We start from the raw sequence: 26,617 nt of genomic DNA, 5'->3' as shown, positions 1-26,617 counted from the left end.
ATTATGAGCCCGCATATAAGCACGCAGTCTGACAAAATTAACGAAGGGTATTGTGCAATAGGAGGAGTCCATATAAGGCGTTTTAACGCCGAACAAGTAGCAGCGATTTTATATCGCGTCCTAGAGCCTAAATCCTAGTGCCTAATGTTTTCTAAAGTAGGCGTATAACGTGTTTCTCTAGTTTGTTTCTAAATAGTCGCGGCGTAAAGACGCCGCTGCTTGTGAAACTGTATAGGCTCTAACATCCTAACTCGCATCTCGCATCTCGCATCTCGCAACTTTAATCTTCTTTCTTTGCTTTTTTAGCGAGAATTTCAACTTCGGCTTTTTCGGTTACGCCTGCCATACTTAGGGCTGTGCTGCCTACTGATTCATATTCAAGTTTGATTTTATCGAGTTTAGCGTCGTTTTTGTCTGGCAAATTTAAGCTACGTGATGACATTCCTTTGGTTAAAACACCTAGGTTATCAAATACCTTTTCTTCACCGTTGTTCATAACGACTTTAATTTTCTTAAGATTCACAGTGCCGTGGGTGCACTTAACTTTAATATGGCTGTAGTGGCTGCTGGTGATAGGATTAACGGTATCGGTTTCGCTTTTGTAGCTGACCTTTTTCTCTGCAATTGTTTTCCAGTCGTCATCACCCGCTAGGCTTTGAGTAGTGGTTAAGGCCAAAAATGTGGTTAAAGCGATGAGTTTGACTATTTTCATTTGATTCCCTCCAAAAATTATCATCATTAAAATTTATAGCATATAAACAGATTGGTTGCCTATGCAAAGTTCATAAAATAGAACCAAAAACATTTTTTAATCGTATTAACTAATACGTTATAAATTCACCAACCTTAATCAGCATGCTATGCTAGTAAAGTGTCTATAAGTTTATGGATTTTCAATGAGATATTACTTTTGTTTAGTGGCTTTTTTACTATCAACCTCATCAATTGCCAGCGCTCTGCTGGATGTAAAGCCGAGCAATAAAACGCAGTTTTTGGCACTGATAAAAGACAAGCAAGGTGATTACAAAACAAAAGAGGGCAGTGATGCGGTTTGTCAAAACGCATCTTTTTCATTGATAAAAGACCCAACGCAAGGCTTTAGCTTAGGGACGTTAATCGATTTTAGTGACTTACATAACGGCACGCAGGTAAAGAAGATACCTAACTTTTGTGTTGTCAGTTCGAAGTTAAAATACTTTGTAAATGGCATTGTTAGAACCAAGCGATATTTTCGCTGTGATAATGAAGACGACAACGGTTCAACAACAGAAGACCTGCGTTTTAAAGATAATGGCAATATTACTTATACACTGAGTAAACCTGACGTTTCTTGTGTGTTTGAAAAGCAATAATTGTATGCCTCGCGCAATTTTAAGCCTATGATGGGCTTTATTTTTAATTGAAAATCTTATGACTAGCCAATTTATTCAAGCATTTTTAGTACTTGCTGCTTTTTACATAGCAAGCCTTATTATTGACCGTGCTATTAAACAATTTCAACGTCGCTTTGATTCAACCGCTCTTGAAACTTTCCGGCTGATTTCTAACTCGCAGCGCGCTATTTTATTATTCATTGGTATTGTGCTGGCGTTATCGAAACTGGGTTTTGACGTAGCCGCGTTAGTTGCCGGCTTAGGCCTAACAGGCTTTGCTCTAGGTTTTGCGTTGAAGGATGCTATTTCAAACCTAGTAGCAGGTGTCATGATTGTGCTTTATAAACCCATTAAGCTTGGTAATTACATTGAAGTGAGTAATTCAAAGGGCACTGTGATTGACCTTAATTTGCGCTATATCACAATTAAAGGCGAGGGAGCGGTGCATTTAATTCCTAACTCTTTAATTTTAAGTAATAAAGTGTCAATCATTGATCGCGAAGACGATTAATCACAAATCTTAGCTATAAAAAAAGCAGCCTAGGCTGCTTTTTTAAGTTTTAGCAAATTACATTTGAGATTGCAGGTAATTCTCAAGCCCTGCGGTTTTGATTAACTGCTGCTGTGTTTCAAGCCAATCAATCTGTTCTTCTTGCTCATTTAAGATGTTATCTAGCGCTTCACGGCTGATGTAATCTTTTTTCTCTTCAGCAAGTTTAATTGCCGCTTTAAGATCAGGTAGAGAATCAAGTTCAAAGCTCATGTTAGCTTCGATCATTTCTTCAGAGTTTTCACCAATACGTAGGCGACCTAAATCTTGTAGGTTTGGTAAACCTTCTAAAAACAAAATACGCTCAATTAAACGGTCGGCGTTTTTCATTTTTTGAATAGATACTTTGTAATCAGCTTTGTCTAATTTTGAAAAGCCAAAATCTTTAAACATACGAGCGTGTAAAAAGTATTGGTTAATACCTACTAATTCATTCGCTAATACTTTATTAAGTGCAGCAATGACGCTTTTATCGCCTTTCATACAATTAGCCTCTATTCGCCCATTTGAGATTGATGGTAGTTTTGGCTACCAATTTTGTCGATTAGACCAAGCTGTTGTTCTAACCAGTAAACATGATCTTCTTCTGTATCAAATAATAACTTTTCAAGCACTTCGCGTGATTGATAGTCTTTTTCTTGCTCACAGATGGCAATTGCTTCTTTAACACAGTCAACCACTTCTAGTTCAAGTGTTAAATCGTTTTGCATCATGCTTTTAACGTCTGAGCCAATTAATAGATCACGACGTTTAGTCATGTTTGGTACGCCTTCTAAAAACAGAATACGTTTGATCAACCAATCAGCGTGATCTTTTTCTTCTTCCATTTCGTGGTTAAGACGCTCATACAGCTTATTTAGGCCCCAATCATCGTACATACGAGAATGAATAAAGTATTGATCTATAGCAGCTAATTCGTTTGCGAGTAGTTTGTTAAAACTATCGATGACTTTTTGGTTACCTTTCATAATGCTGTCCTCGAATTCCAAGTTGCGGTAATTGTAGTATATAAAAACAAGATTGCAAACTTTTTCCTTTGTAAATCAGTTGTTTACTATTGAGTGTGATTCTCGTTTAAGTTTGCGTTAATGGTTGATAAATGAACAATTTATCGTTTCTATTCTTAAATAAAAAAAGCCCTTACTAAGAAGGGCTTGTTGTTCTAAACAAAGTTTAATTTAGAAACTATAGGTTGCACCAAGTGTAACAGTGGTACCTAAACCTTTAATGTTATAGCCACCATAGGTGTATGACTGGGCACGGGCAGGGTAGTAATCATTGTTAAATAGGTTTTCTACGCCCATAAACGCTTGCCAGTTCTCGCTAAAGTTATAACGACCGCTTAGGTTAAATAGGTTGTAACTGCTAATTGGCCCTTGGTCGCCAACATAGTCGCCGTTTGCATTTGGTTCAAAGCGTTTGCGTGAACCCACATATAAATAACTCACCGTAAGTGATAACTCATCATTAGGCTGCCAGTTTAAGTTAGCAGTGCCTTTTGGTGGGCTTATTTGGCGCGAACCTAAGTAAATGTCGTCTTCAGTGTTTTTACCTTCAACATAGCTGTAAGTTGCAACCAGTTTTAGAGTTGGGTTAATTTTATAATCAACTAATGTTTCGTAACCCCAAATCTCTTGCGGTGCACGTACCGGCTCATAAACACCGGTTACTTCATTAAAGCTATTCGTGGTGCCAAACTCTGATGTACTGCGGTAAGCTGCAAATTCAAAACGTAAGTTATCAAACTGTGAGGTAAAACCAATTTCATAGTTATCGATGATTGATGCTTCTGTTTGAATTAGACCAATATCATTCACCGTTGCTGAACGTAGTAGGCGGCCAATATCTGAGATATCAGACCCTTGTGAATAATTGGCAAATGGGCTGAAAGCCTCAAGTAAATTGTATTTAACACCTACATTATAAGTGGTTGCATCGTAATCAATGGTGTCGCCTTTTACGCTAAGTGGCACAGAGCACTGTGTTTCTGAACGGCAAAGCTTTAAGGTATTGTAATCATCAACGGTTAAATCAATGCTCTCTTGGCGCACACCCGCTTTAATGACTAAATCATTATTGATAACCCATTTTGTTTGTAAAAAGCCAGCAAGGCTTTCCATATCCATTTCTGGTACCCAAACACGGCCATCTACAAGTGGCTGAGAAGTCACATCATTCAGTGCATCAAGGCCATAAATGAAGGTGGCTTCAACATTGTCAAAATCAACAAGGGTATTAAACGTAGCGCGTGCACCTTTCTTTTCAGAGCGAATAATTGATTGGCCGCCTTCGTAGCCTTCGTCTGGGTTAGCTAAGTTTGTAGAAAAGAAAAACACATTCTCGATATCCTGCATGTAAAGGTCGAGTGTCATTTGTGTATTAGTAAACAGGGCGTAGTCTGTGTATTTTAAGGTAATGTTTTCGTTACCATCTGGGCCTTGTGGTTTACCTTGCTTTTGTAGCTCTTTAGGTACATGAATAGCATAGGTTTTTTCGCCATCGTTTAGGTTACCAACAACGTCACCTAAATCGGTTTTTTGTTGAGAGCTAAAGTAGTTATAGCTAAATTGCAGTTGCTTCTCATCGTCAAAATCATAACCAAGCTTGGTGAAGTAGTTTTCTGTTACTGCATCAGATAAACCATACTGTAGGCCAAGAATATCGCCTTCGGCGTCACGTTGAACACCGTTTTCTTCGTAACTTGCGGTAAATAAATAGCTAAGTTTATCTGCTCGACCATTAACCGCAGCAGAGACTCGCGCACCGGCGCTTTCCTCTAGTTTTACTGCACTAAAACGTGACGATAGGCTGATCTCACCTTCTGGCTGACCATCACTTGTTGCCTGCTTTGTGATGTAATTAATAATACCGCCTGATGCACCATTACCATAAACGGAGGTAGCACCTTTGATCACTTCGATACGCGCAATGGCACTTGGGTCGAGCGTTTTAACTCCCAAAGAGCCGTTTCTGAGCGGTGTAGATTGTGGCACACCATCAATCATCACAAGTGGTGCACGGCCACGTAAACTCTGACCAGTATTACTCGAGCTACCCGTATCTGGTGCAAGGCCTGGTACCATTTGCGCAAGTAAGCTTTGTAGCTCTGGATTAACTTTTAAATGCTCTTCAATTTGCTTTCGGCTAATAATCGTTACAGAAGCGGGTACTTCATCAATGCTTTCAAATACACGGCTGCCTGATACAACAACGTGTTCCATTTCTTCTGCGGTAAGTTTTTTATTGATGGCATCATCAGCAAATGCTTGGCTGCTAATTGCAATAGCGACCAGAGTCAGTGAAGTTTTTAACATGTTTATCCTTGTTAAATCGGTATTTATTATGTGATTGTGCGGCAGTCTAAATGTAAAGAAGTGTAAAGGCAAGGCTAATGATAATTATTTGCAATAAATTATTGGGTTGTTTTAGTCATTTGTATCTGCTTGCTTAAGCCAAAGGGCTTAAATGGAGAATCATGATAAATAGGGGATTGTCGTGTTTAATAGCTACCAAGTAACTGCAAATTAAAGCGGCTTTAGCTTAAAAAACGTTTTAAGTCGTCTGGAATAGGCATTGGTTTGAAAGGGCTAACATTAGTGCCGCCGGTGTTACCGAGAGGGACCCAAATACGCGAAAATACAATTGAAGCAGCCATACGAGCAAACTGACCAATTATTTCCTTGGCATTATGGGTTTTAAAACCAATTTTACACATCCACCAATGAGAGTAAGTATGCGCAATGATATAGCTTTGACCCAGTATATGAGCCCGCTCTAGGTGATAAAAAGCGGTTTTGTAATCTGCTTTCTTATAACTCGTTTCAGCCAATATCATTTCGGTGTTAAAGGCATTTTTGAGCTCAATATTCATGGCGAATGGTATGTTTAGTAAAAGTCGTTTATTTGTAGTGCCGTTTGTACCAAAAGTAAACACCTGAAATCGTGAAAAATAACGGTGACAAAGCAAATAGCAACCACAGTAATTGCACAATAGGGCCTGCAAAATCACCAATATGAAACTTATATTTAAAGTTCCATGTTTGGGTGGTCCAAGAACTTTGGCTGGCATCATAGCTTGCAACAATATCTGCTGAATATGGGTTTGCCCATACCCAACTATAGGCATGGCTTTCACCTGGGTTCTCTATTCTAAAACCAATGTTATCAGTTGGCTTTTTCGGTAAATAAATTCTAAATAACTTACCCTTAGGAAATACAGTTTGTGCGTTATCAAACGCTTTTTGAACTTGAAAAGGCGTATCCGCTAAAGGGGGAATAACGGCTGGCGGTTTTGGTCTATCTTCAACTGTGCCTTGCATCACAAATTCTAATACGGCTTTGGTTTGTGGCTTCCAGTTAAACGCCATACCTGTGTAAGCAATTAAAATGAGTGGAATTAAAAAGTACACACCCAGAACGGTATGCAGCTGATACATTAGCACTCTAAATTTTGCTTTACGTTTAATAGCCAAGCGTTTGATACGATTTTTTGGCTTAACCCAAATATAAAAGCCGAGCAGAATTTCAATAATAAGAATAAGCGCACACACCGATACCCAGTTTCTTAGCGGGCGGTTTTTATCGCCATCTTCATAAAGCAGCCAGCGGTGCAAAGCCATGGTAAAGCCATAAATCGTAGTGTAGTAATCATACTCATGTAACACTTGACCGTTGTATGGATTAACACTGACATAGCGGTTGTTTGCCAACTGTAATTGCCACGCAAGATCACCTCGCTGTTCAGGCATTAACAGGGTAACTGGTTGTTTAGTTGAAGCTGAAACATGTTTTATGAGGCTATCAAAATCAAGTGCTGAAGCCGCTGGCGTTACAGTCCATTTATCGCTTTGAGTAAGGTATTGAATATCTTTTGCGTAAATAAGCAACGCACCGGTCAAACTTAAACAAATCAAAAATAAACCGCTTACTAAGGCAAGCAATAAATGCGTACGACGTAACCACAACTTCAACAAGGTTTGTTCCTTCAGTTTACTGTTAAAACAAAACTGAATAGTAAATGATAACGCGTAACATTTACACTAAAACTTGTTCTATGGTGCAGCTTTCAATTGCAAAGTTATCATGTAAAAAGTGACGTATTTCATCGTTATTGATGTTGTGCTTGGCACTAAACTTGAGCTCGCAATGAACGTGATGATCATCTACCTGCCATGTTTTGAGGTAATCAACATCAGTGATTGCAAATTGGGCTTTAAGCTCCGTAATAGCTTCTGTTAAAGCAAAATTATCAGGGGCTGCCTGCATCAAAATTTTACTGCTCGCAATTAACAACAAAACACCATGGTAAATGACATACACAGAAATCAGCATAGTGGCAATTAAATCAACAATATACCATTGATAAAGAATGATTAAGGTACCTGCTATGATCACCACTATAGAAGCTAATGCATCAGACACATTATGTATAAACGCAGCACGAATATTCATACTGTCTTTTGCGCCTGCTTTGTAAGTTAAAAGGGCGGTGACTAGGTCAACAACCAGTGCAAACCCTGCAACCCAAATGATGATCCAGCCATCAATGGGCTCAGGGTTTAAATAGTTGGAGATGGCTTCAATAATTAGGTAACCACCAATCACAATTAAACTTAAGCTGTTAAATAGGGTTGCTAAAATTTCAGCGCGTTTGTAGCCGTATTGATAACGATCGTTGGCAGGTTTGGCGCCAATTTTTCGGGCAATTAGGGCAATGAATAACGACGAGGCATCACTTAAATTATGCAGTGCATCAGCAATTAACGATAAGCTGCCAGAAACAAGGCCGCCAATCACCTGAGCGACAGTTAATAACACATTGATTGCAACTGCCAGCATGAGTTGGCGGGTGCTTTGGTTATTTGTATCGTGATGATGGTGGTGTCCGTGTCCCATAAAAATACCGAGTTATTGATTTGCTTTATTTTTATACCATGCGTGCCGTGGTATTGAAATGTTTGTAATGATTTGTTCGTGTACAGATTATAATTTACTGTTCAAATGCCGGTGGATTTGTTAATTTATCGCCGTTGTACCAACTTTTAGTTCTAATTTTTAGGCTCAATGTGAAAGCTGCATTTATTATTTTGATTAGCGTATTATTGCTCCAGCCCTTGCTGGATAGCTTTGATGTGGCCGATCATAATGCTGCGTTTAATCACACCTCGGTACTGCTATCAGAAGAAATTGACCTTGAAGCCCATTGCGCAGCCAATGGCGATCACCTGTTACATCAATCAGAGCATGCAGAGCTTAGTAAACAGTTGTCTGACTCAGCCGAGAAAGGCCATTGTCATGTTTGTCACAGCCCTGCGTTTGTTGATTCGCTGCAATTGTCTGAACGTACTGGTATCTATTTCACTAAAATTGGATCACTTGATTTCAACTTCAAATCGGCTGACTTAGCACCGCTTCATCGCCCACCTATTTTAGCTCTTACTTAATCCAAAACCCTTTTTAGATTTTATTTGGGCTTAGCCCATTTTAAGTAAGAGACACTATATGTATTTAAGAAATTTTATGCGTTACGCATTACTGTGCGTATGCTATATGGCTGTGACAAATATTTATGCGACAGAGCAAGCGCATAACCATCAAGAAAATGATCAAGCTGAACATGCTAATGAAGTCAGTTTAACTGAGCAGCAACAGCAACTTGCTAATATCAAGGTTGAACGCCTTGTACTGAAAAAACACAAGCAAACCTTGTATGCACCGGGCGAAATTAAAGCCAATGGCTATGCCAGTTATGTGGTGTCACCGCGTGTTGATTCTATCGTTGTAAAACGCCATGCCTTATTAGGGCAGCATGTAAATAAGGGAGAATCTTTAGTCACTTTATTTAGTGGCGAAGTAGCCAGCCAGCAAACTGAATTTAGATTAGCAGAAGCCGAGTGGCAACGCGTTACTAAAATGACCCCGGGCACAGTCAGCGAAAAGCAAATCTTAACTGCCAAAGCTGAGTATGAAGTGGCTTATAGCCGGTTAGTTGCCTTTGGTTTATCAAAACAAGCTATTGCACAGACACTCACCATAAGCCCAGAAAAACTCGGTGAATACACCTTGTTTGCACAAACATCGGGAGCTGTTTTAACCGATAACTTTGCTCAAGGTCAGCGAGTTGATTCGGGGATTGAGCTAATGCTAATAGCCGATGAATCTGCACTTTGGGTTGCTGCTCAGCTTTCAGCTAATCAAGACCGTACTATCAGTAATGGCTCTACGGCGCTGTTAGAAGTTAACGCCAATCGCTATCAAGCAAGGGTTATTCAAGAAGCACATACCATTGATGAACAAACACGTTCACGAACCGTTAGGCTCGAGGTAAAAAACACCAAGCATAGTTTGCACCCAGGCATGTTTACGGATGTGTATTTTCATTTTGAAACAGACCAAGAGGTACTTGCCGTACCTGAAAACGCATTAACACGCAGTGCAGATGGTGACTGGCAGTTATTTGTCGTTGATGACGATGGTGGCTTTGCTGCCCAAGAAGTAACCCTTGGCAGAAGTTTTGGTGATTATCGCGAAGTGTTAGGTATTAAAGCCGGGCTTGAAGTTGTCACCCAAGGTGCGTTTTTTATTGCATCACAGCTAGCTAAAGGCGGATTTGATCCGCATAACCACTAGAGGTGACGCATGTTTAATTTATTAATTGAGGCGGTGATAAAGAACCGTTTACTGGTGGTATTGGCCTTACTTGCAGCGATTGCAGTGAGTGCATTTATGATCCCAAAACTTAATTTAGATGCCTTTCCTGATGTGACAAATGTGCAAGTGGCGGTGAATACCGAAGCACCAGGGCTTGCGGCTGAAGAAGTAGAGCAACTGATCACATACCCGATAGAAGCAGTGATGTATGCGCTGCCCGATGTAGAGCAGGTCCGTTCTATTTCTAAAACAGGGTTATCTGGTGTCACTGTGGTATTTAAAGAAGGTGTTGATATTTACTTTGCTAGGCAACTGGTTTTTGAGCGTTTGCAGTCTGCTAAAGAGTTGATCCCAGCTGGTGTGGGTATGCCAACCATGGGCCCTAATACATCAGGACTTGGACAAGTCTATCAGTATTTACTTGAAGCAAAGCCAGATGCCAACATAGATAGCATGGCACTGCGTAGTTTAAATGATTGGGTGGTTAAATTACTTATATTACCTATTGATGGTGTGACCGATATTCTGTCATTTGGCGGTGAGGTAAAGCAGTATCAAGTGAACATAAATCCCAATAAGTTACTTGCTTATGACTTAACACAGCAAGATGTTAGTAACGCACTAGATGCTAACAACAGTAATGTGGGTGGCTGGTATATGAACCGTGGTCAAGAGCAGCTTGTTATTCGTGGTACAGGTTGGTTTACCCCTGGCGACAAAGGGCTTGCTGAGATTGCGCAAACGCCTATCAAAACCATTGATGGTACGGTCGTTAAAGTGGCCGATGTTGCGAATGTTGAGCTTGGCAGTGAAATTCGCCAAGGCGCTGTCACCTTATCTAAACGCAATGAACAAGGCGAAATAGTCAATCGTGGTGAAGTGGTGACTGGTATCGTGCTGAAAAGAATGGGCGCTAATACCAAGCAAACGATTGATGGCATTAACGCGCGTATCGAGATGATAAATCAAGCGCTGCCAAAAGGGGTTGAATTTAAAGCCATTTACGACCAAGCAGAACTTATTAGCCAAGCGGTACAAACGGTTATTGATGCACTGCTTTTAGCTTTTGTGTTTATTATCATTGTATTAGCGCTATTTTTGTTAGATTTAAGAGCAACATTTTTGGTGTTGTTGTCGATCCCTATTTCGATTGGTTTAGCACTGAGTGTAATGGCATGGCTTGGATTATCGGCAAACTTAATGTCGTTAGGTGGGATTGCTGTTGCCATTGGTATGCTGGTAGATGGCTCAGTTGTGATGGTTGAGAATGTATTTAGGCACCTAGGGCTTAAGCATAATCAGCATAAGCCTTCTTCGAAGCTGGTGGCTATTGCTGCAAAAGAAGTGGCACGGCCCATCTTTTTTGCCTCTTTGATCATACTAACGGTATTTTTACCGCTGTTTAGCTTTGAAGGCGTTGAGGCGAAGTTATTTCAGCCAATGGCAGTGAGTATTATGCTTGCGATTATTAGCGCTGTGATTGTTGCCTTGGTTGTGGTGCCAGCTCTGTGCGTGTACTTATTTGCCAAGGGCGTGACAGTAAAGCAAAGTATTTTGTTAAAACCTATCGATATCCTTTATCAACGGGCTTTACAAAAAGCATTGCAGGCTAAACGTAGCGTTTTAGCTATAGCAGGGTTATTACTGATTGTTGCGGCTGTTATGCTTCCAAGGTTGGGTACTGAATTTGTGCCAGAGCTTGAAGAAGGCACTATTAATCTTCGTGTGACACTTGCTCCATCTGCAAGTCTCGATACGGCAATCTTAGTTGCACCAAAGCTTGAAGCCATGTTGCTTGAATTTAGTGAGGTGGAATATGCGCTAAGCCGAATCGGTCGGGCTGAAGTAGGGGGAGATCCTGAACCAGTTAACAACATTGAAATCTATTTAGGCTTAAAACCTCATGAGCAATGGGTAAACGCGAAAACGCGTGTCGAATTACAGCAACTAATGGAAGCCAAGCTTGAGCAGTTCCCAGGACTTTTGTTTAACTTTTCACAGCCTATAGCAACCCGAGTAGATGAGCTTTTATCCGGTGTTAAAGCGCAATTGGCCATAAAATTATTTGGTAGTGACCTAGGCGTTTTAACTGAAAAAGGCCAACAAATTGAGCAGCTAGTTCAGCAAATACCTGGCGCTAAAGATGTTGCTATGGAGCAAATAGGCGGCGAAGCGCAGCTGATAGTTAAGCCTAACCGTTTGGCATTGTCGCGCTTTGGTTTATCGGTAGCTGATTTGATGGATGTAGTTCAGCATGGTATTGGCGGGCAATCAGCGGGGCAAATCATTAATGCCAATGAGCGCTATGATATTTATGTGCGTATAGCAAAAAGCTTTCGGCAAAACCCAAATGTGATTGCTGATCTTAGATTGCAAACCCCCACGGGTGCCATTGTAAGGGTGGGGGATGTAGCTGATGTACAAATTGAGTCTGGCGCTCCGCAAGTTCGTCGCGATGATGTTCAAAGGCGGGTGGTTATTCAAGCGAATGTGCAGGGGCGAGATATGGGATCTGTCGTTGCCGATATACGCGCTACCATTGCTGATAAAATGCAGCTACCAAGTGGTTACAGTGTGGCCATTGGCGGGCAGTTCGAAAACCAACAACGGGCACAGCAGCGGCTGATGATAGTAGTGCCTGTAGCCTTGTTACTCATTGCATTATTGCTTTATTTTGCTTTTAGTAACCTATCGCAAGTGGTGCTTATTCTAGTCAATGTTCCCTTGGCTGTGATTGGTGGGGTTATTGCATTATATGTGTCAGGGCAATACTTATCTGTACCCAGTTCAGTAGGGTTTATCACACTATTTGGTGTTGCTGTATTGAATGGTGTGGTGATGGTCGAAAGTATTAATCAAAGGATTAGTGCAGGAGATAGCAAAGATAAAGCAGTATTTGAAGGCGCTGTTTCAAGGCTAAGACCTGTACTCATGACCGCGCTTACTTCAATGCTTGGGCTAATTCCAATGCTCCTTAGCACAGGAATAGGGGCCGAAATACAAAAGCCACTTGCTACGGTTATTGTTGGCGGCTTGGTCAGTGCAACCTTCTTAACTTTATTTGTACTTCCGGTACTTTATAAGTCGATGAGTAAATAAAGCATAATGGGGCTAACTTTTAGTAGCCCCTTTTTAATGACGTGTATTTCTGTAAAGGGCGTTTACACCATGCTAAAGCCCTTATAAACTGGGCGTTACAATAATGATGTAAAAAAGGAATACAGAGTGAGTAACGCAATTACAATTCGTCCGGCAGTCGCAAGTGATGCTGCAACAATCCTACATTTTATTACCGAACTTGCTATTTACGAAAAAGAACCCGACGCAGTTAAAACAGACGAGCAAGCTATTTTAAAAACGTTATTCAGTGAAGGCGCAACGGCGCATAGTGTTATTTGTTTAGACGGCGACACACCAATTGGTTTTGCAGTGTATTTTTATAATTACTCTACATGGCTTGGCAAAAATGGTTTGTATTTAGAAGATCTTTACGTCAGTGCGGATAGCCGTGGTAAAGGTGCGGGTAAGCAAATTATGCAATATCTCGCTAAGCAAGCACTCGAAAAAGACTGTGGTCGTTTTGAGTGGGTGGTACTTGATTGGAATAAACCAGCCATTGATTTTTACGACAGCATTGGTGCTAAACCGCAAAACGAATGGATTATTTACCGCCTAACAGGCCAAGAGCTTATCGACTTTGCGCATCAATAAGTAATGTTGCTATAACTAAAAATTTCCAAATAACAATATAAATAAAAATCATTTGCGTTTGATCTTTTCTGTGTGTAGTTTAAATACACATAGAATGATTGGTATAAGTGCAGGTGATTTTTATGACTCAAACAACACGCCACACACCGTTAACTTCGAATGCCATTGATGATGCGCTTGCCCCTTGGCAAAGTGCAATTTATCAAGGCAACTTAGCATTTGAATCTGGCGAGCTTATTACTGCGCGTGATCATTACACGGTTGCCAGCAGCTGCGCTGAAACACTTCTTGCGCAATTTTCTAATATCCCAATCAACCAGTCGGTAACTCGCTCGTTAGAGCATTGTATTGCAGCATTTGTTGTTGCCACTTTGAATCTTGCCGACACCTTTAAAGTCATGCAAAAACCCGATAAAGCCTGCACCTGGCTTTGCCATGCTCATCAACGATTAAGCGTGCTATTAAATCACCCAGAGCAGCAAGTTCGCACCTTGGTGCTGCACCATCATCACAAAACCTATTATGAGCTGGTTAAGTTTGCGAGCATGGCATCGGCATTTCCGGCACTTATTAACCGAATCAATCAGCTATTAGCTGACCATCCCCATAAAACGCAGTTATTACATTAACGATAAGGAATCAGTATGCCTTTTACATTACCCGATTTAGCGTATGACTATGATGCACTTGAACCGCACATTGATGCGAAAACCATGGAAATACATCACACCTTGCATCATCAAACCTATATCAATAAAGCGAATGCTGCACTAGAGGGCAGTCATTACTCTGAGCAAGATGCTGAAACATTACTACGCACTATTTCATCAATGCCTGAGTCTTTACAAAAAGCAGTACAAGAGCATGTGGGTGGCCATCATAATCACTCATTATTTTGGCAAGTTATGTCTCCTAATGGTGGTGGTACGCCTAGTGCAGAGTTAAACACTGCAATAGTTGATACATTTGGTAGCTTTGACGCATTTAAAGAGAAATTTACTAATGCCGCGGTAAGCCGCTTTGGCAGTGGCTGGGCTTGGTTATGTGTTGATGAAAATAACCATTTGGTCGTTGAAAGTAGCCTCAATCAAGATAGCCCACTGATGCATAATCATACGCCTATTTTAGGGCTTGATGTATGGGAGCATGCATATTACTTGAAGTATCAAAATCGTCGCCCTGAATATATTGCGGCATTTTACGAAGTGATCAATTGGCCGGAAGTTGAACACCGATATTTAGCCGCAATTAAATAGCTGTTTAAATAGTTAAGGTCCGAAACTGGCTAGTCAAAAAATAATATTCAGTTAAGCTAACGGTATTAGCGTGCAACGAGAATAATTATGACTAGCCAACAATGGCAAACTGCAAGGCAAAGCCGCGACCCACGCTTTGATGGGGTGTTTTTTGTGGCGGTAAAAAGTACAGGCATTTATTGCAGACCCATTTGCCCCGCACCAACAGCACAAGAAAAAAACGTTGAATATTACCAATACGCGCACTTGGCTGCGCAAGATGGTTTTCGACCCTGTATTCGCTGTCGCCCAGATAGTGCACCGAATAGCCCAGCTTGGCTAGGTACTAAAACAACCGCATTACGTGCCAAACAACTGATTGATAAAGGTGAGGCATACGACTGTGAGGTTTTAGCAGACAGGCTAGGGGTGTCGAGCCGCTATTTACGCCGTTTGTTTAACCAACATTTTGGACTCTCGATCACCCAATATCGATTATTTAACCAATGCAATTTTGCCAAGCAGCTATTACAAGAAACAGATTTATCAGTGGCAGATATCGCATTTGCTTCTGGTTTTAATAGTATTCGCCGTTTTAACGATGCTTTTTTAAAGCAGTTAAATATTGCCCCTTCAAAGTTACGTAAGTCTGATAAAAAACCAGCCTCAACATTAACTCTAACACTGGCATTTAGGCCGCCTTATAACTGGCAAGCACTCCATGAATTTTTGCAGCGCCGTTTAATTAGCGGTCTAGAATGGTTGAGCGCAACGAGCTATGGTCGCACTTTTAAAGACAAATATTGCCAAGGGCAATTCACAGCGCATTTTGTTGAGCATAAAAATCATTTTAAAGTGGTTATTGATATCGATAACACCCGCTATTTACAGCAAGTGATCCATAACATTCGTCGTGTGCTTGATTTAGACGCCGACACGCACACCATTGAACAGCATTTAAATGCAGAGCTAAAAGGCGCAATGCCGCTTTGTGTTGGGCTTCGTTTGCCGGGAATTTGGTCTGAGTATGAAGCAGGTATTCGTGCGGTACTTGGTCAGCAAGTGAGTGTTACAGCGGCTCACAATCTCGTTACACAGCTTGTAAGTGAGTTTAATCAGCAAAGTAATAACCACTATTTTCCAAGCCCTGAATGGGTTGCCAATTCTGAACTCGATTTTTTTAAAATGCCACAATCACGCAAAGATGCGCTAAGGCGTTTAAGTGCTTATTGTCAGCAAAACCCAGATAATCAAGAGCTTGATAATTGGCTTGAGCTCAAAGGTATTGGCCCGTGGACAGTTAATTACGCCAAACTACGCGGTCAAAGCCACCCCGATATTCTATTGGCGGGCGACTTAGGGGTTAAAAAAGCTCTTGCTGGAATAAGCGAATTTAATAGCGAGCACTGCGCGCCATTTCGCTCTTATTTAACTTTTCAACTATGGCAACAATTATGAGTATGCAACAAGTTATTATACCAAGCCCGATTGGCGATATTACCATTCAAAGTACATCAAAAGGCGTCAGTTACGTTGGCTTTTACCCTGTGGTTGCAATGCAAACAGAGGTTGTTGATGAGCACACCCTTACACCCATTTTAATGTGTATAAGTGAGCTTAATGAATACTTTAACGGTGAGCGTACACGTTTTACAGTTCCCCTTGATACCCAAGGTACCCACTTTCAAAGGCAAGTATGGCGTGCGCTGATGGATGTTGAGTTTGGTCAAAGCAAAAGCTACCAAGATATTGCACTTGCGATTAATAATCCAAAAGCGGTGCGTGCAGTGGGCGCTGCAAATGGTAAAAACCCGATTAGCATTATTGTGCCGTGCCATCGAATTATTGGCGCAAACGGTAAACTCACAGGCTATGCAGGAGGCCTTGAAAGAAAAGAGTGGTTACTGAAACACGAAGGAATTTTGTAAAAAGTTAAATTGCCTTCTAAACTCTTTAAAGCTTAACTAAAAAAGTAACTTACTATGATTGTGATGTTGTTTTTTATTAGATTTTTTTTGTGTACGGTGTTGTTTTTTACTTTAACTTGTTATGCGAAAGAGGAGTCTCCCTTACTTATTAAAATTTGCGTGCCCGATCATAATAAAGCGCCGATGTTTATCGATGCTAAAAACGAAATCCCCATTATTAATAGCCAAGCACAAATTAATACACTTAAGGAATTAGATCTCACAATAGATGAAGTTCAATTCCAATACCAACAAAGGCCTTGGCAAGAGTGTATATCATCAATAAAGCACGGTACTTTTGATGCATTTATTTCTGGTTTTAACACACTTAAAAGTGACTATGCTGTTTTCCCTGTTGATAAACAGGGCAAGCCTCTCGATAAATATTCATTTGCTTCTTTGAGTCAATGTTTAATTGGTAAAAGACGCTTTCATTCAAAGTGGAATTCACGTGAGGTATTGCAATCAAAAGCATTTTCGTTAGCTGTCGCTAATGGCTACTTTGTAGGTGATGCTGCAAGTGAAGAGGCATTTTTTATTGAGCACACATTTACACTACAAGCTGCGATTGAACGAGTTGCTGAGGATAATGCTGATGCGGCACTTGTGGTTTGTGAGGTTTCTAAGAATAAGGTAGATCTTAGTCAATACTACCAACTTAAACTTGCTCCACTGTTCCCACCAATCAATACCTCGATAGCGTACTTGGCTTTTTCAAATGAGTTTTTCTATAAACATAAACTAGATGCAAACCTAGTTTGGGAGCAGCTAGCTAATAAACAATTGGCTGTTGTATATGCAAGAATGTTTTAAAATACGAGCCCAGCACAAATCACTCGTTATGGGACAAAAGAATAAGGTAATGGATGATCTTGTCGTTCGATTAGGGTAGCATATTGCGACTTTAAAATTTGGGCAACATAATGGCACAGCTGTACTTTTATTATTCTGCAATGAATGCAGGCAAATCTACCACACTTTTACAATCAGCATTTAACTACCGCGAACGTGGTATGGAACCAGTTATTTTAACAGCGGCTATTGATGATAGAGCAGGTGTTGGCAAAGTGTCTTCACGTATTGGTTTACAAGCTGATGCGCATATTTTTGATGCAGAGAAAGATGTATTTGAGCTAATCAAATCATTAAATGCAGAGCAAAAGCGCCATTGTATTTTAGTTGATGAGTGTCAGTTTTTATCAAAAGACCAAGTAATGCAATTAACTGATGTGGTTGATGAGCTTGGTATTCCGGTGCTGTGTTATGGCTTACGTAACGATTTTAGAGGGGAACTATTTAGTGGCTCACAATACCTGCTTGCCTGGGCAGACAAACTAATTGAGTTGAAAACTGTGTGTCATTGTGGTCGTAAAGCTAACCATGTTCTGCGTACTGATGAGCATGGCAATGCGATTGCAGACGGTAATCAGGTAGAAATTGGCGGCAACGACCGATATGTATCGGTGTGTCGCAAACATTATAAAGAATCGTTAAATCTCGGCCGCTAATGCCGAGATAAAGCTATCAATATCTTGCTTAGTGACGCCTAAATGGGTCACTAATCGCAGTGGTTTACCCGGTGAAAATAGCATGTTTTGCTCTTTTAATGCATGTGCCACTGCTTTTAAATCGATATGTTCGGCAACATTTGCGTAAACAATGTTGGTGTCGATTTGAAAAGTTGACGTATCAAAACCAGTTAACGTGTTTAACTGCTCTGCCAAATACGCTGCGTTATTGTGGTCCTCAGCAAGCCTTGCTACGTGATGCTCAAGTGCATACTGGCCAGCGGCTGCAAGCATACCCGCTTGGCGCATACCACCACCAAGTACTTTACGCCAGCGGCGCGCTTTATCAATCAGTGCTTTGCTACCTAATAATAGTGAGCCAACCGGCGCGCCGAGTCCTTTTGATAAGCAAATAGATACTGAATCAAAATACTGAGTGATTTCAGTGATATCAACACCTAATTTAACCGCAGCATTATACACGCGGGCACCGTCTAAGTGCAGAGCAAGGTTATGTTTATCAACACACTCTCTAGCTTGTTTAAGATAGCTTAGCGGGAGAACTTTGCCACCAATGGTGTTTTCTAAGCTAAGTAGTTTGGTTTTAGCAAAGTGAAAGTCATCAGCTTTAATTGCAGCCACAACTTTGTTTAAATCTATGCTGCCATCGGCATTATTTTCAATTGGTTGTGGTTGAATAGAACCTAATACAGCGGCACCGCCACCCTCAAATTTGTAGTTATGTGCTTGTTGACCACAAATGTATTCGTCGCCACGTTCACAATGTGCCATCAATGCAAGTAAATTGGCTTGCGTGCCAGAGCTACAATAAAGAGCACTTTCGAAGCCATGGCGCTCAACAGCATATTGTTCAAGCTGATTAACGCTTGGGTCGTCACCATAAACGTCGTCGCCTACTGGTGCGTCATTCATGACCGCGCGCATAGCTGCTGTTGGTTTTGTAACTGTGTCTGAACGAAAGTCGATCATCTTATTATCCTTATACTAGTTCGTTAAGAATGGCTTCGCGGTCAGCTTGGTCAAAATAGCTCCAAGCAATAAAGCGACTCATTTTTTGGCCTTGTGCCATTTTTATAACTTTTACTTCTTTCACATCAAGTGTGCTAAGTAACTTTTTTATATGCGGCAAAGTGTCAGACTTTGAAACAAGCGATGTAAACCAAATACATTGCTCTGCAAACTCTTGGCTCTCAATACACATTTTACTGATAAATTCGCGCTCACCGCCCTCACACCAAAGCTCGTTTTGGCGGCCACCAAAATTAAGCGCTTTTTGTGGCGCTTTGTTTAGGTTTTTCCATTTACGCTCAGTACCTGCTTTGGCCTGTTGCTCACTGGCATGAAACGGTGGGTTGCATAAAGTTAGGTGAAAAACATCTTTATTCGATATCACGCCCGTAAACATTTTATCGGCGTTGTTTTGCTGCTTAACATTAATTTTGAGGCGGTTGAATTGCACGATTTGTTTGGCAATTTTAACAGACAAGGCATCAATATCGGAGCCTGTGAAGTGCCAGCCATATTCGTGATTACCAGTAAGCGGGTAAATCACATTTGCACCCGTGCCTACATCAAGCGCTTTTACTTGCTTACCCGTCGGAATATGACCTTGGTTATCGTTTGCTAATAAATCGGCCAAGTGATGAATGTAATCCACTCTGCCAGGAACCGGTGGGCAAAGGTAGTTGTCGGGCAAATCCCAAAAATCGATTTTATAATGGCTTTTTAATAACGCTTGGTTGAGGGTTTTAACCGCTAATGCATTGGTGAAATCAATGGTATCAGTGCCCGCTGGCGTTTGCGTTATATAAGGTGTTAGGGCAGGAGTATCTTTGCATAGCAAAGTAAAGTCGTAGCCATTTAAGTGGCGATTTCGCGGATGCATTAAGGAAAACCTATCTGTTAGCCATATCAAAGACTGATTGTACCAAATAAATCTTTGCTCTGAGTTATTTTGCGGTGGATATTTTTGTGAACACGCAAAGGCAGTCGTCATTTTTAATTTTGATCTAACCGATTTCTGGGTGATTTATAGTTTTCTGGAATGCCCTAACGGAAAATTTCTATAAGTTAATTGAGTTTTACAGCCATCTTGACTAGTTTTTAATGGTGGAATATGAAAAATTAACTATAAAATTAAGTTGTTATGCGCATAAAACGGAAAACTTGGTTGATAATGGGTAAAAAGTTAACCATGTTCCAATTTTCCATTAAAGGAAAAATTTATTACATTTCCACTAAAAGGATTTGTCAGGGGTGAAATGAAATTTTATTTTCAAGGATTAATGCAAGCCTTATACATTCGTACAGAAATGGTTTGCCATCAACAATGTTATAATAAACTATATGAGGTTTTGTAAGTGTTGAATAATAAGAATAATCAAGAGGTAGCTCTTGATTTATTAAAATTCGGTTGTTGGCACATGGATTTAGAAAAACCTCATGTATTTTATTCAAGTCCCAGTAATTTCAATATGCTTGGGGAAGAACAAACAGAAGGTAATGAATTTAATTTTGGAGTATTTAACTCCAGAATAATATGTCCGCCGTCAAAAAAGGAAAAAAAACTACAAGATATTCTAGTACAAGCAATCTCTAATCAAGATACGCATTTTGAATGTACCTACTCTTATCAAAAGTCAAAATATAAAGAAGTTATTAGGATAAAAACTATATGCGATATCGCCTATGTCAACGGTATTGCTAAAACAGTATTCGGCATAAATCAAAACATTACAGAAGAACAGGTGGCGACAACTTCGCTTGATAAAACTAAAGAAAAACCAAAGCGAGTCGAATCAAATCTAATTAATTTGTTTGATAGTTCATTAGACGCCATTATGGTTGTCGACTCTACAACATACAAATACATCTCTATAAATAAAGCTGCTAGAAAGATGTATAACATTCCAGATGAGTTAGACATAAGTAAAATTCATGTATTAAGCTTTTCTCAAGAATATCAGGAAGATGGGACAATATCTAAAGATAAAGCGGTTGAGATTTCGAAAAAAGCATTAAAGCTAGGTGGTCTTGAAGTTGACTGGGCTGCAAAAAGGTATGACGGCACCAATCTTTATACACAACTTTCTATAAGTCCTGCAATTTTTGAGGGCAAAAACGTTGTTGCAGTTATTGCCAGAGACATAACTTACAGGAAGAAAAGCGAAAAACAAGCCAACCTTATATCGAAGTTAATGTCTGATTTAATCGTCAACAAAAGTTTTGAGGATAAAATTCAATTAGTAACAAATGCAATTATTAGTATCTTTGACGTAGATTTCGCTCGGTTATGGCATGTTGTAGACAATAAGTCATATGATAAGGTTTTGGGTGGCAAAAATGGTGAAGAGGTTCATATTCAATGCCACCAATCTGATCCTAAAATTAATAAATATAACTCTATAGCTGTAGATACGTTAGGAAATACCATACTTGGCAAAGTAAAGCCTTTTTTCACTAATGATATAAAACATGATAACCGTGTTATACCGAATATAGAAAGCAATGATTGTTTTTTTAAAAGTTATGCTATTCAACTTGTGACTAATGTAAATGGCGAAATAGTCGGTGCTATAGATATTTTCGGAGAAAATAAACTCCGAGAAACTGATAGCCATAGACTGTTAAATATATCAAACGTAATAGGGCAAATTATAAGTGAAGCTTCTTCTCAAAATGAGTTGTTCCGAATGAGAGAAGAGTTAGAAGAGCTGTATAGTAAAAGCGATACTGCTCTTGAGTTATCAAATGCGGGGTATTGGACCATTTACTTTAATGATCCGCAGTACTACATCAGTTCAAAAAGAACCTGTGATATTTTAGGCGAGGAATATAAAAAGGACTTTAAATTTAACCTTGAAACAGAGTGGTTCACAAGACTATATGAGGCCGATCCAGAAACTGCTGAAAGAGCATTGCAAGAGTTTCAGGATTCACAAGTTCCCGGTGCACCAATGTTCAATTCGGTCTACAAATATAAACGCCCAGCAGATGGTCGATTAATTTGGACAAAAGCCATCGGTAGTATTATTCGACACAAAGATGGAACCCCTAAAATAATGAACGGTGTTTCCGTTGATATAACGGAACAGGTAGAGTTTCAAGAAGAGCTAAAAAGGGCAAAACAACAAGCAGAGGCTGCAACTAAAGCTAAATCAAGTTTCTTGGCCAATATGTCTCATGAAATTAGAACCCCAATGAATGCAATCATTGGTTTAACGAGGTTATTAGAAGCAACGGATTTAACTTCAAGTCAACGAAATTATGTTGTAAAAACAAAAAGCTCCGCTAACAACCTACTCGGTATTATTAACGATATTCTTGATTTTAGTAAAATAGAAGCAGGCAAACTAGATATTGAAAATATTGAGTTCAGTTTAGATGAGGTTATCGACGAATTATCATCATTGATGAGTATTAAGGCTTTTGAAAAAGATATCGAACTCGTATTTTTTAAAAACTACAAGCTGAAACGAGCCGTTTATGGTGATCCGTTAAGACTTGAGCAGGTGCTGATTAATCTTATCAGTAACGCCATTAAATTTACATCTGAAGGCCAGGTATTAGTTTTCATCGAAGATGTTTCAGTCAATAATTCATCAATAAGGTTAGATTTTATAGTTAAAGATACCGGCATTGGTATGACCGATGAGCAGGTGGGGAATTTATTTCAAGCCTTTAGTCAAGCTGATTCAAGCACTACCAGGCGCTTTGGTGGCACAGGCCTAGGGCTATCAATCGCTAATAACTTGTTGCAAAAAATGGGAGGGCTGATTGAAGTTGAAAGTGACTATGGGGTTGGTAGTGTCTTTAAATTCACCTTGGATTTTAAACTAGGAAAAGCGAATACGCAGTCGCCAGAATTAATTATACCGGATAGCCTGGATAAAATTAAGGTGTTGATCGTTGATGATAATGAGGCCGCTCTAAAAGTTATGTCTGCATATTTAGATGATTTTGGTGTTAACCATGAACTGGTGTTGAGTGGGCAGCAAGCGATTGATATTATTGATGATTCCTTTGATTTGATATTGATGGATTGGAAAATGCCTGATTTATCAGGTGTTGATACTTGGCTGAAAATAAAGCAAAAAATAGACACGTCGCCTAATATTGTTTTGGTGGCGACTTACGGTAATCCAGAAATTATTGATGAAGTTGAACTATTAGGTATTAATTATATTTTAATGAAGCCTGTGACTCAGTTCAGCTTATACAATGCCATTATGGATGCCTTCGGTGCAAGAACGGTTATCGACATCAATGAAAGAAATCGTAGCAGCCTGCCTGATTTAGAGTTAATACTAGGGGCTCGTATATTGGTAGGCGAAGACAATGAGATAAATAAACAAGTTATTCAAGAGACACTAGAGCGAGAAGGTTTTTTTGTGACCGTCACTGAAAATGGCCAAGAGGTGTGTGATGAGTATGAGCGGAATCCTAACTATGATGTGATCTTAATGGACTTACAAATGCCTATTATGAGTGGTTACGACGCTTGTGCTTATTTAAGAGAAAAAGGATATAACGACATCCCTATTATTGCCCTCTCTGCTGATGCAATGGTGACTGTGAAAGAAAAAGTAAAAGCAGTTGGCATGAATGCCTATGTATCAAAACCCATTAACTTAAAAGAGCTGTTTTTAGCACTGTTAAACCATATTGAACTCAAGGAGCGAGAAGTTAATGCAGTAACCGAAAGGCCAACCAACAACAAACTTTTGAAACAAAAGTTATTAAGATTTAACGTTAGTGTAGGTTTGTCTAGACTGGGGAATAATAGCGATAGTTATATTGGTCTATTAAAGAAATATTTGCTGAATTATAAACATGCGCCCGAGATGATTCATGATTTAATTGTTAATAAATCCTTTGATGGGGCGAGGTTTGAAGTGCACACATTAAAAGGTGTAACAGGGAATATTGCAGCTTTTAAAACAAACGAAATTGTTAAAAGGTTAGAAGATGCGTTAGTTAACCATGACAGTGATGATGTTTTTGAATCGTTAGTTTATAAGTTAACTGAAGGGATGCATAAAGACTTTGATGAGATAGGAAAGATTATTGAGTTTCAGTCCAAAGACAATTTAGATGACCCCGTATTGGATTCTGAGGAACTCATTCAAAAATTAAACGAATTAACACCTGAGATAGACAATAGTAATGTGGTCGCAAAAAAAATGTTCACCACTCTAAAACCATCACTTCAATTTCACAATGTCAAAGGAATAAACCAGCTAGAGGAAAGCTTATCAAATTATGATTTTGAAAGTGCGTTTGAGATCGTTGTTCACATGCTCAAATATATGAAAGGAGAATGAAACAAACGGTATTAATAGTTGACGATGTGCCAGAAAATATTGATATTCGAGAAGAGATTCTTCAGGCAGAATATTATATTAAGGCAGCAACCAATGGTTTACAGGCGTTAAAAATAACAGAAAAATTCCAGCCTGACATTATATTACTCGATGTTAGGATGCCCAATATGGATGGGTATGAAGTTTTATATAAAAACACTTTTACCTAGTTAATAATGAAAATTATTTGCTATAGTTATTATGAAAGAGGGGGGGTAATCTGGCAGTAGGTTTAATAAATATGATTGAAGATTTTAAAAGTTAGAATTGCTTTTATACAGTTCATAACTTATTAGCTCTTAGATTTATATAAGCTGACACCTAATCTAACATTGAATTGCTTGTTTTTTCTTCTGCAATAGGAAGTGATACTGTCAATGTAGTGCCTTGCGCTTCAGATGTATCAAACTTTATTTTTCCTTGCTGTACTTCGGTCATCAACTTAGCTCCATAGGTACCTACACCAGCACTATTTTTTTTCCCTGCTGTTACATACTTATCAAAGAATGAGTTTCTGATCTGTTCAGGAACAGCACCCCGGTTTTGAATTGTTGTTACGACGTATCGCGCAGTCTTAGTTACAGATATAGTTACTGCAGAACCTCGGGGAGCCGCTTCAATAGCGTTTTTTACTAAATTAGAAAATAATGATAATGTCAATAACTCTTCACAGTACACATTAAAATTATCGGCAGTATTCAAATTGATTTCTAAATGCTTATCAACAATTGAAAAATGAAAATTCTCAACAACATTTCGCAATAGTTTATTAATATTAATAGCGGTAGGGGTTAATATGTAGCTGCCATCTTCCAATTTGTTAAGTGTAAGCAAGTTATCAATCATTTGTGATAAATTATTAGTTGCTAATTTAATTGCCGAAGTATTATTTTTGACTTTCGATAAGTCCCTACCATGAGATTCTAAAACATTTACTGATTTAAAGATTTCTTGGAGAGGTTTCTTTAAGTCATTTTGCATAATGCGGTCAAAATCATCCCGAAGTCGTAAGTTCTCGACAAAAGTATCAATTTGTTCCCGCATTAACTTATTAGTTTCAACTAAACGGGAGTGTACATTAACTCTTGCCAAAACGATGGATTGGTTAACTGGCTTGGTGATATAGTCAACAGCACCTAATTCAAGGCCACGAACAATTTCCTCCTCTTGGTCCATGGCAGATATGAAAATAATTGAGATATGTTGAGTCTCAGGGTTCGATTTGAGTCTTTTACACACTTCAAAGCCATCAATTTCAGGCATCATTATATCCAACAGAATTAAATCTGGCTTGTGATCACCATTACAAATTCTAAGAGCTTTTTCACCACTTGTTGCAACCCTAACATTATAGTTTTTACATAATATTTCGCTAATTATTTCGATGTTGTCTATAGAATCGTCAACAACTAATACTTCAATACTTTGCTTTTCTAGTTTTGCATTATCCTTTGATTGTTTATTCGCTCTTTGTAAAGACGACTTTTTAATTGGGTTATCTAATGCTCTAATAAGGCGCTCACATAGAATTTTACCAGAAAAAGGTTTAACAACATATTCAGAAACTCCACTATTAATAGCTCTAATCACTTCAGAATGCTCGATATTAGCTGACATAATAACAACAGGTATATTAGAAAGTTTTTCGTCCGCTCGGATATTACTAAGTAACTCAATTCCATCCATTTCGGGTAACTGTAACTCAGTAATAATGATATCCACTTTATTGTTATGTAATAAACTTAAAGCCTGGTTTCCATTTGAAGAATATAAAACCTTCATGACCCCAATGTTAGTAAGCATATTAGAAACAGTAATACGCATATTAGCCACTGTATCTACAACTAGTACAGTTAACGAGGTAAACCTAGTGTTATTCTTCTGTATTAATAATTCCATAGTTGATTCGAAAAATATTTTAATTGAGTTGTTATTGTTGATCAGATCTGGCTTATGGGTTTTTTGAAGACTCACCTAATACGAATCTCCCAACTGTAAGAGCTTGAAAGCAATTAAGGTCGGGTTCATAAGCACTGTTATAATAAGTGTAGACCAGTGTGTTAAGTTCTTCATTAAATTCGTTTAAACTAATTCCACCACACACAACAAAACCATATATAACAAAAGCTCCTTTAAAAGGTTCGCATGAGTGAGTTTTAGTTAGTACTTAGAGGCTCGTGCAAGTCTAACTTCAATGAAAAATGGCTCTGCATTGGTGTTACTATTTTATCAAAATCTCA

General features: G+C 39.2%; 24 protein-coding genes. 14 read left to right on the top strand and 10 right to left on the bottom strand.

Annotated features, from left to right (window positions below):
- Positions 1–280: 280 nt before the first annotated feature.
- Positions 281–712: a hypothetical protein gene (locus HUS62_RS14810; RefSeq protein ID WP_175080129.1), complete on the bottom strand. Its 432-nt coding sequence runs from the start codon at positions 710–712 to the stop codon at positions 281–283.
- Positions 713–896: 184 nt separating this feature from the next.
- Between HUS62_RS14810 and HUS62_RS14805 the strand changes: the two genes are divergently transcribed.
- Positions 897–1,352 (top strand): hypothetical protein, encoded by a 456-nt coding sequence (locus tag HUS62_RS14805; RefSeq protein ID WP_175080128.1) that lies wholly within the window; start codon positions 897–899, stop codon positions 1,350–1,352.
- Positions 1,353–1,410: 58 nt separating this feature from the next.
- Positions 1,411–1,884, top strand: a complete 474-nt coding sequence (locus HUS62_RS14800) for a mechanosensitive ion channel family protein (protein WP_054552094.1) — start codon at positions 1,411–1,413, stop codon at positions 1,882–1,884.
- A gap of 57 nt (positions 1,885–1,941) precedes the next feature.
- On the opposite strand, the gene bfr (HUS62_RS14795) is transcribed toward HUS62_RS14800, so the two are convergent.
- From bfr (HUS62_RS14795) to HUS62_RS14770, 6 genes are all read right to left on the bottom strand, one after another.
- Positions 1,942–2,406 (bottom strand): bacterioferritin, encoded by a 465-nt coding sequence (bfr, locus tag HUS62_RS14795; protein ID WP_054552095.1) that lies wholly within the window; start codon positions 2,404–2,406, stop codon positions 1,942–1,944.
- 11 nt (positions 2,407–2,417) lie between these two features.
- A complete protein-coding gene (gene bfr, locus HUS62_RS14790; protein WP_054552096.1) occupies positions 2,418–2,891 on the bottom strand; it encodes a bacterioferritin in 474 nt (157 codons plus the stop codon).
- A 210-nt stretch (positions 2,892–3,101) separates the two neighbouring features.
- Positions 3,102–5,237 carry a TonB-dependent receptor gene (locus HUS62_RS14785; protein ID WP_175080127.1) on the bottom strand — a complete coding sequence of 712 codons (2,136 nt, stop codon included), beginning with the start codon at positions 5,235–5,237 and terminating at the stop codon, positions 3,102–3,104.
- Between the two features lie 221 nt (positions 5,238–5,458).
- On the bottom strand, positions 5,459–5,794 hold the full coding sequence (locus HUS62_RS14780; RefSeq protein ID WP_175080126.1) for a DUF3703 domain-containing protein: 336 nt from the start codon (positions 5,792–5,794) through the stop codon (positions 5,459–5,461).
- 28 nt (positions 5,795–5,822) lie between these two features.
- On the bottom strand, positions 5,823–6,893 hold the full coding sequence (locus HUS62_RS14775; RefSeq protein ID WP_175080134.1) for a PepSY domain-containing protein: 1,071 nt from the start codon (positions 6,891–6,893) through the stop codon (positions 5,823–5,825).
- Positions 6,894–6,957: 64 nt separating this feature from the next.
- Positions 6,958–7,818 carry a cation diffusion facilitator family transporter gene (locus HUS62_RS14770; protein WP_175080125.1) on the bottom strand — a complete coding sequence of 287 codons (861 nt, stop codon included), beginning with the start codon at positions 7,816–7,818 and terminating at the stop codon, positions 6,958–6,960.
- Positions 7,819–7,988: 170 nt separating this feature from the next.
- Here HUS62_RS14770 and HUS62_RS14765 point away from each other — a divergent pair, with 170 nt between their 5' ends.
- The 10 genes from HUS62_RS14765 to HUS62_RS14720 all read left to right on the top strand — a co-directional run bounded on the left by HUS62_RS14765 (position 7,989) and on the right by HUS62_RS14720 (position 17,994).
- The gene (locus tag HUS62_RS14765) at positions 7,989–8,366 is read left to right on the top strand and encodes a hypothetical protein (RefSeq protein ID WP_175080124.1); all 378 of its coding nucleotides are present in this window, start codon (positions 7,989–7,991) and stop codon (positions 8,364–8,366) included.
- Positions 8,367–8,424: 58 nt separating this feature from the next.
- Positions 8,425–9,552: an efflux RND transporter periplasmic adaptor subunit gene (locus HUS62_RS14760; RefSeq protein WP_175080123.1), complete on the top strand. Its 1,128-nt coding sequence runs from the start codon at positions 8,425–8,427 to the stop codon at positions 9,550–9,552.
- A 9-nt stretch (positions 9,553–9,561) separates the two neighbouring features.
- Positions 9,562–12,672, top strand: coding sequence for an efflux RND transporter permease subunit (locus tag HUS62_RS14755; protein ID WP_175080122.1), 3,111 nt, complete (start codon positions 9,562–9,564; stop codon positions 12,670–12,672).
- Positions 12,673–12,798: 126 nt separating this feature from the next.
- Positions 12,799–13,284, top strand: a complete 486-nt coding sequence (locus tag HUS62_RS14750; protein ID WP_062565571.1) for a GNAT family N-acetyltransferase — start codon at positions 12,799–12,801, stop codon at positions 13,282–13,284.
- A 122-nt stretch (positions 13,285–13,406) separates the two neighbouring features.
- The gene (locus HUS62_RS14745; protein WP_175080121.1) at positions 13,407–13,913 is read left to right on the top strand and encodes a hypothetical protein; all 507 of its coding nucleotides are present in this window, start codon (positions 13,407–13,409) and stop codon (positions 13,911–13,913) included.
- Positions 13,914–13,928: 15 nt separating this feature from the next.
- Positions 13,929–14,540, top strand: a complete 612-nt coding sequence (locus HUS62_RS14740) for a superoxide dismutase (protein WP_175080120.1) — start codon at positions 13,929–13,931, stop codon at positions 14,538–14,540.
- Positions 14,541–14,627: 87 nt separating this feature from the next.
- Positions 14,628–15,977 (top strand): DNA-3-methyladenine glycosylase 2 family protein, encoded by a 1,350-nt coding sequence (locus tag HUS62_RS14735; RefSeq protein ID WP_175080119.1) that lies wholly within the window; start codon positions 14,628–14,630, stop codon positions 15,975–15,977.
- 2 nt (positions 15,978–15,979) lie between these two features.
- Entirely contained in the window at positions 15,980–16,447 is a 468-nt protein-coding gene (locus HUS62_RS14730; RefSeq protein WP_175080133.1) for a methylated-DNA--[protein]-cysteine S-methyltransferase, read from the top strand.
- A gap of 183 nt (positions 16,448–16,630) precedes the next feature.
- A complete protein-coding gene (locus tag HUS62_RS14725) occupies positions 16,631–17,299 on the top strand; it encodes a hypothetical protein (RefSeq protein ID WP_175080118.1) in 669 nt (222 codons plus the stop codon).
- A gap of 110 nt (positions 17,300–17,409) precedes the next feature.
- The gene (locus tag HUS62_RS14720; protein WP_175080117.1) at positions 17,410–17,994 is read left to right on the top strand and encodes a thymidine kinase; all 585 of its coding nucleotides are present in this window, start codon (positions 17,410–17,412) and stop codon (positions 17,992–17,994) included.
- On the opposite strand, the gene ltaE is transcribed toward HUS62_RS14720, so the two are convergent.
- Both ltaE and rlmF read right to left on the bottom strand, forming a co-directional pair.
- A complete protein-coding gene (gene ltaE, locus HUS62_RS14715) occupies positions 17,977–18,984 on the bottom strand; it encodes a low-specificity L-threonine aldolase (protein ID WP_175080116.1) in 1,008 nt (335 codons plus the stop codon). The two genes, HUS62_RS14720 and ltaE, sit on opposite strands and share 18 nt — an antisense overlap.
- Positions 18,985–18,994: 10 nt before the next feature.
- Positions 18,995–19,900, bottom strand: a complete 906-nt coding sequence (rlmF, locus tag HUS62_RS14710) for a 23S rRNA (adenine(1618)-N(6))-methyltransferase RlmF (RefSeq protein WP_220095039.1) — start codon at positions 19,898–19,900, stop codon at positions 18,995–18,997.
- 475 nt (positions 19,901–20,375) lie between these two features.
- Between rlmF and HUS62_RS14705 the strand changes: the two genes are divergently transcribed.
- On the top strand, positions 20,376–24,338 hold the full coding sequence (locus HUS62_RS14705) for a response regulator (RefSeq protein WP_175080114.1): 3,963 nt from the start codon (positions 20,376–20,378) through the stop codon (positions 24,336–24,338).
- Complete coding sequence (locus tag HUS62_RS14700; RefSeq protein WP_175080113.1) at positions 24,335–24,547, top strand: response regulator; 213 nt, start codon at positions 24,335–24,337, stop codon at positions 24,545–24,547. The genes HUS62_RS14705 and HUS62_RS14700 overlap by 4 nt, the downstream gene beginning before the upstream one ends.
- Before the next feature lie 151 nt (positions 24,548–24,698).
- Here the strand turns inward: HUS62_RS14700 and HUS62_RS14695 are convergent, their stop codons facing one another.
- Positions 24,699–26,351 (bottom strand): response regulator, encoded by a 1,653-nt coding sequence (locus HUS62_RS14695; RefSeq protein ID WP_175080112.1) that lies wholly within the window; start codon positions 26,349–26,351, stop codon positions 24,699–24,701.
- Between the last annotated feature and the right edge of the window lie 266 nt (positions 26,352–26,617).

The organism is Pseudoalteromonas sp. 0303 (assembly GCF_013349995.1).
Classification (GTDB): Bacteria; Pseudomonadota; Gammaproteobacteria; order Enterobacterales; family Alteromonadaceae; genus Pseudoalteromonas.
The sequence above is the reverse complement of the archived record's forward strand: the minus strand, read 5'-3'. Positions and strand labels throughout refer to the sequence as shown.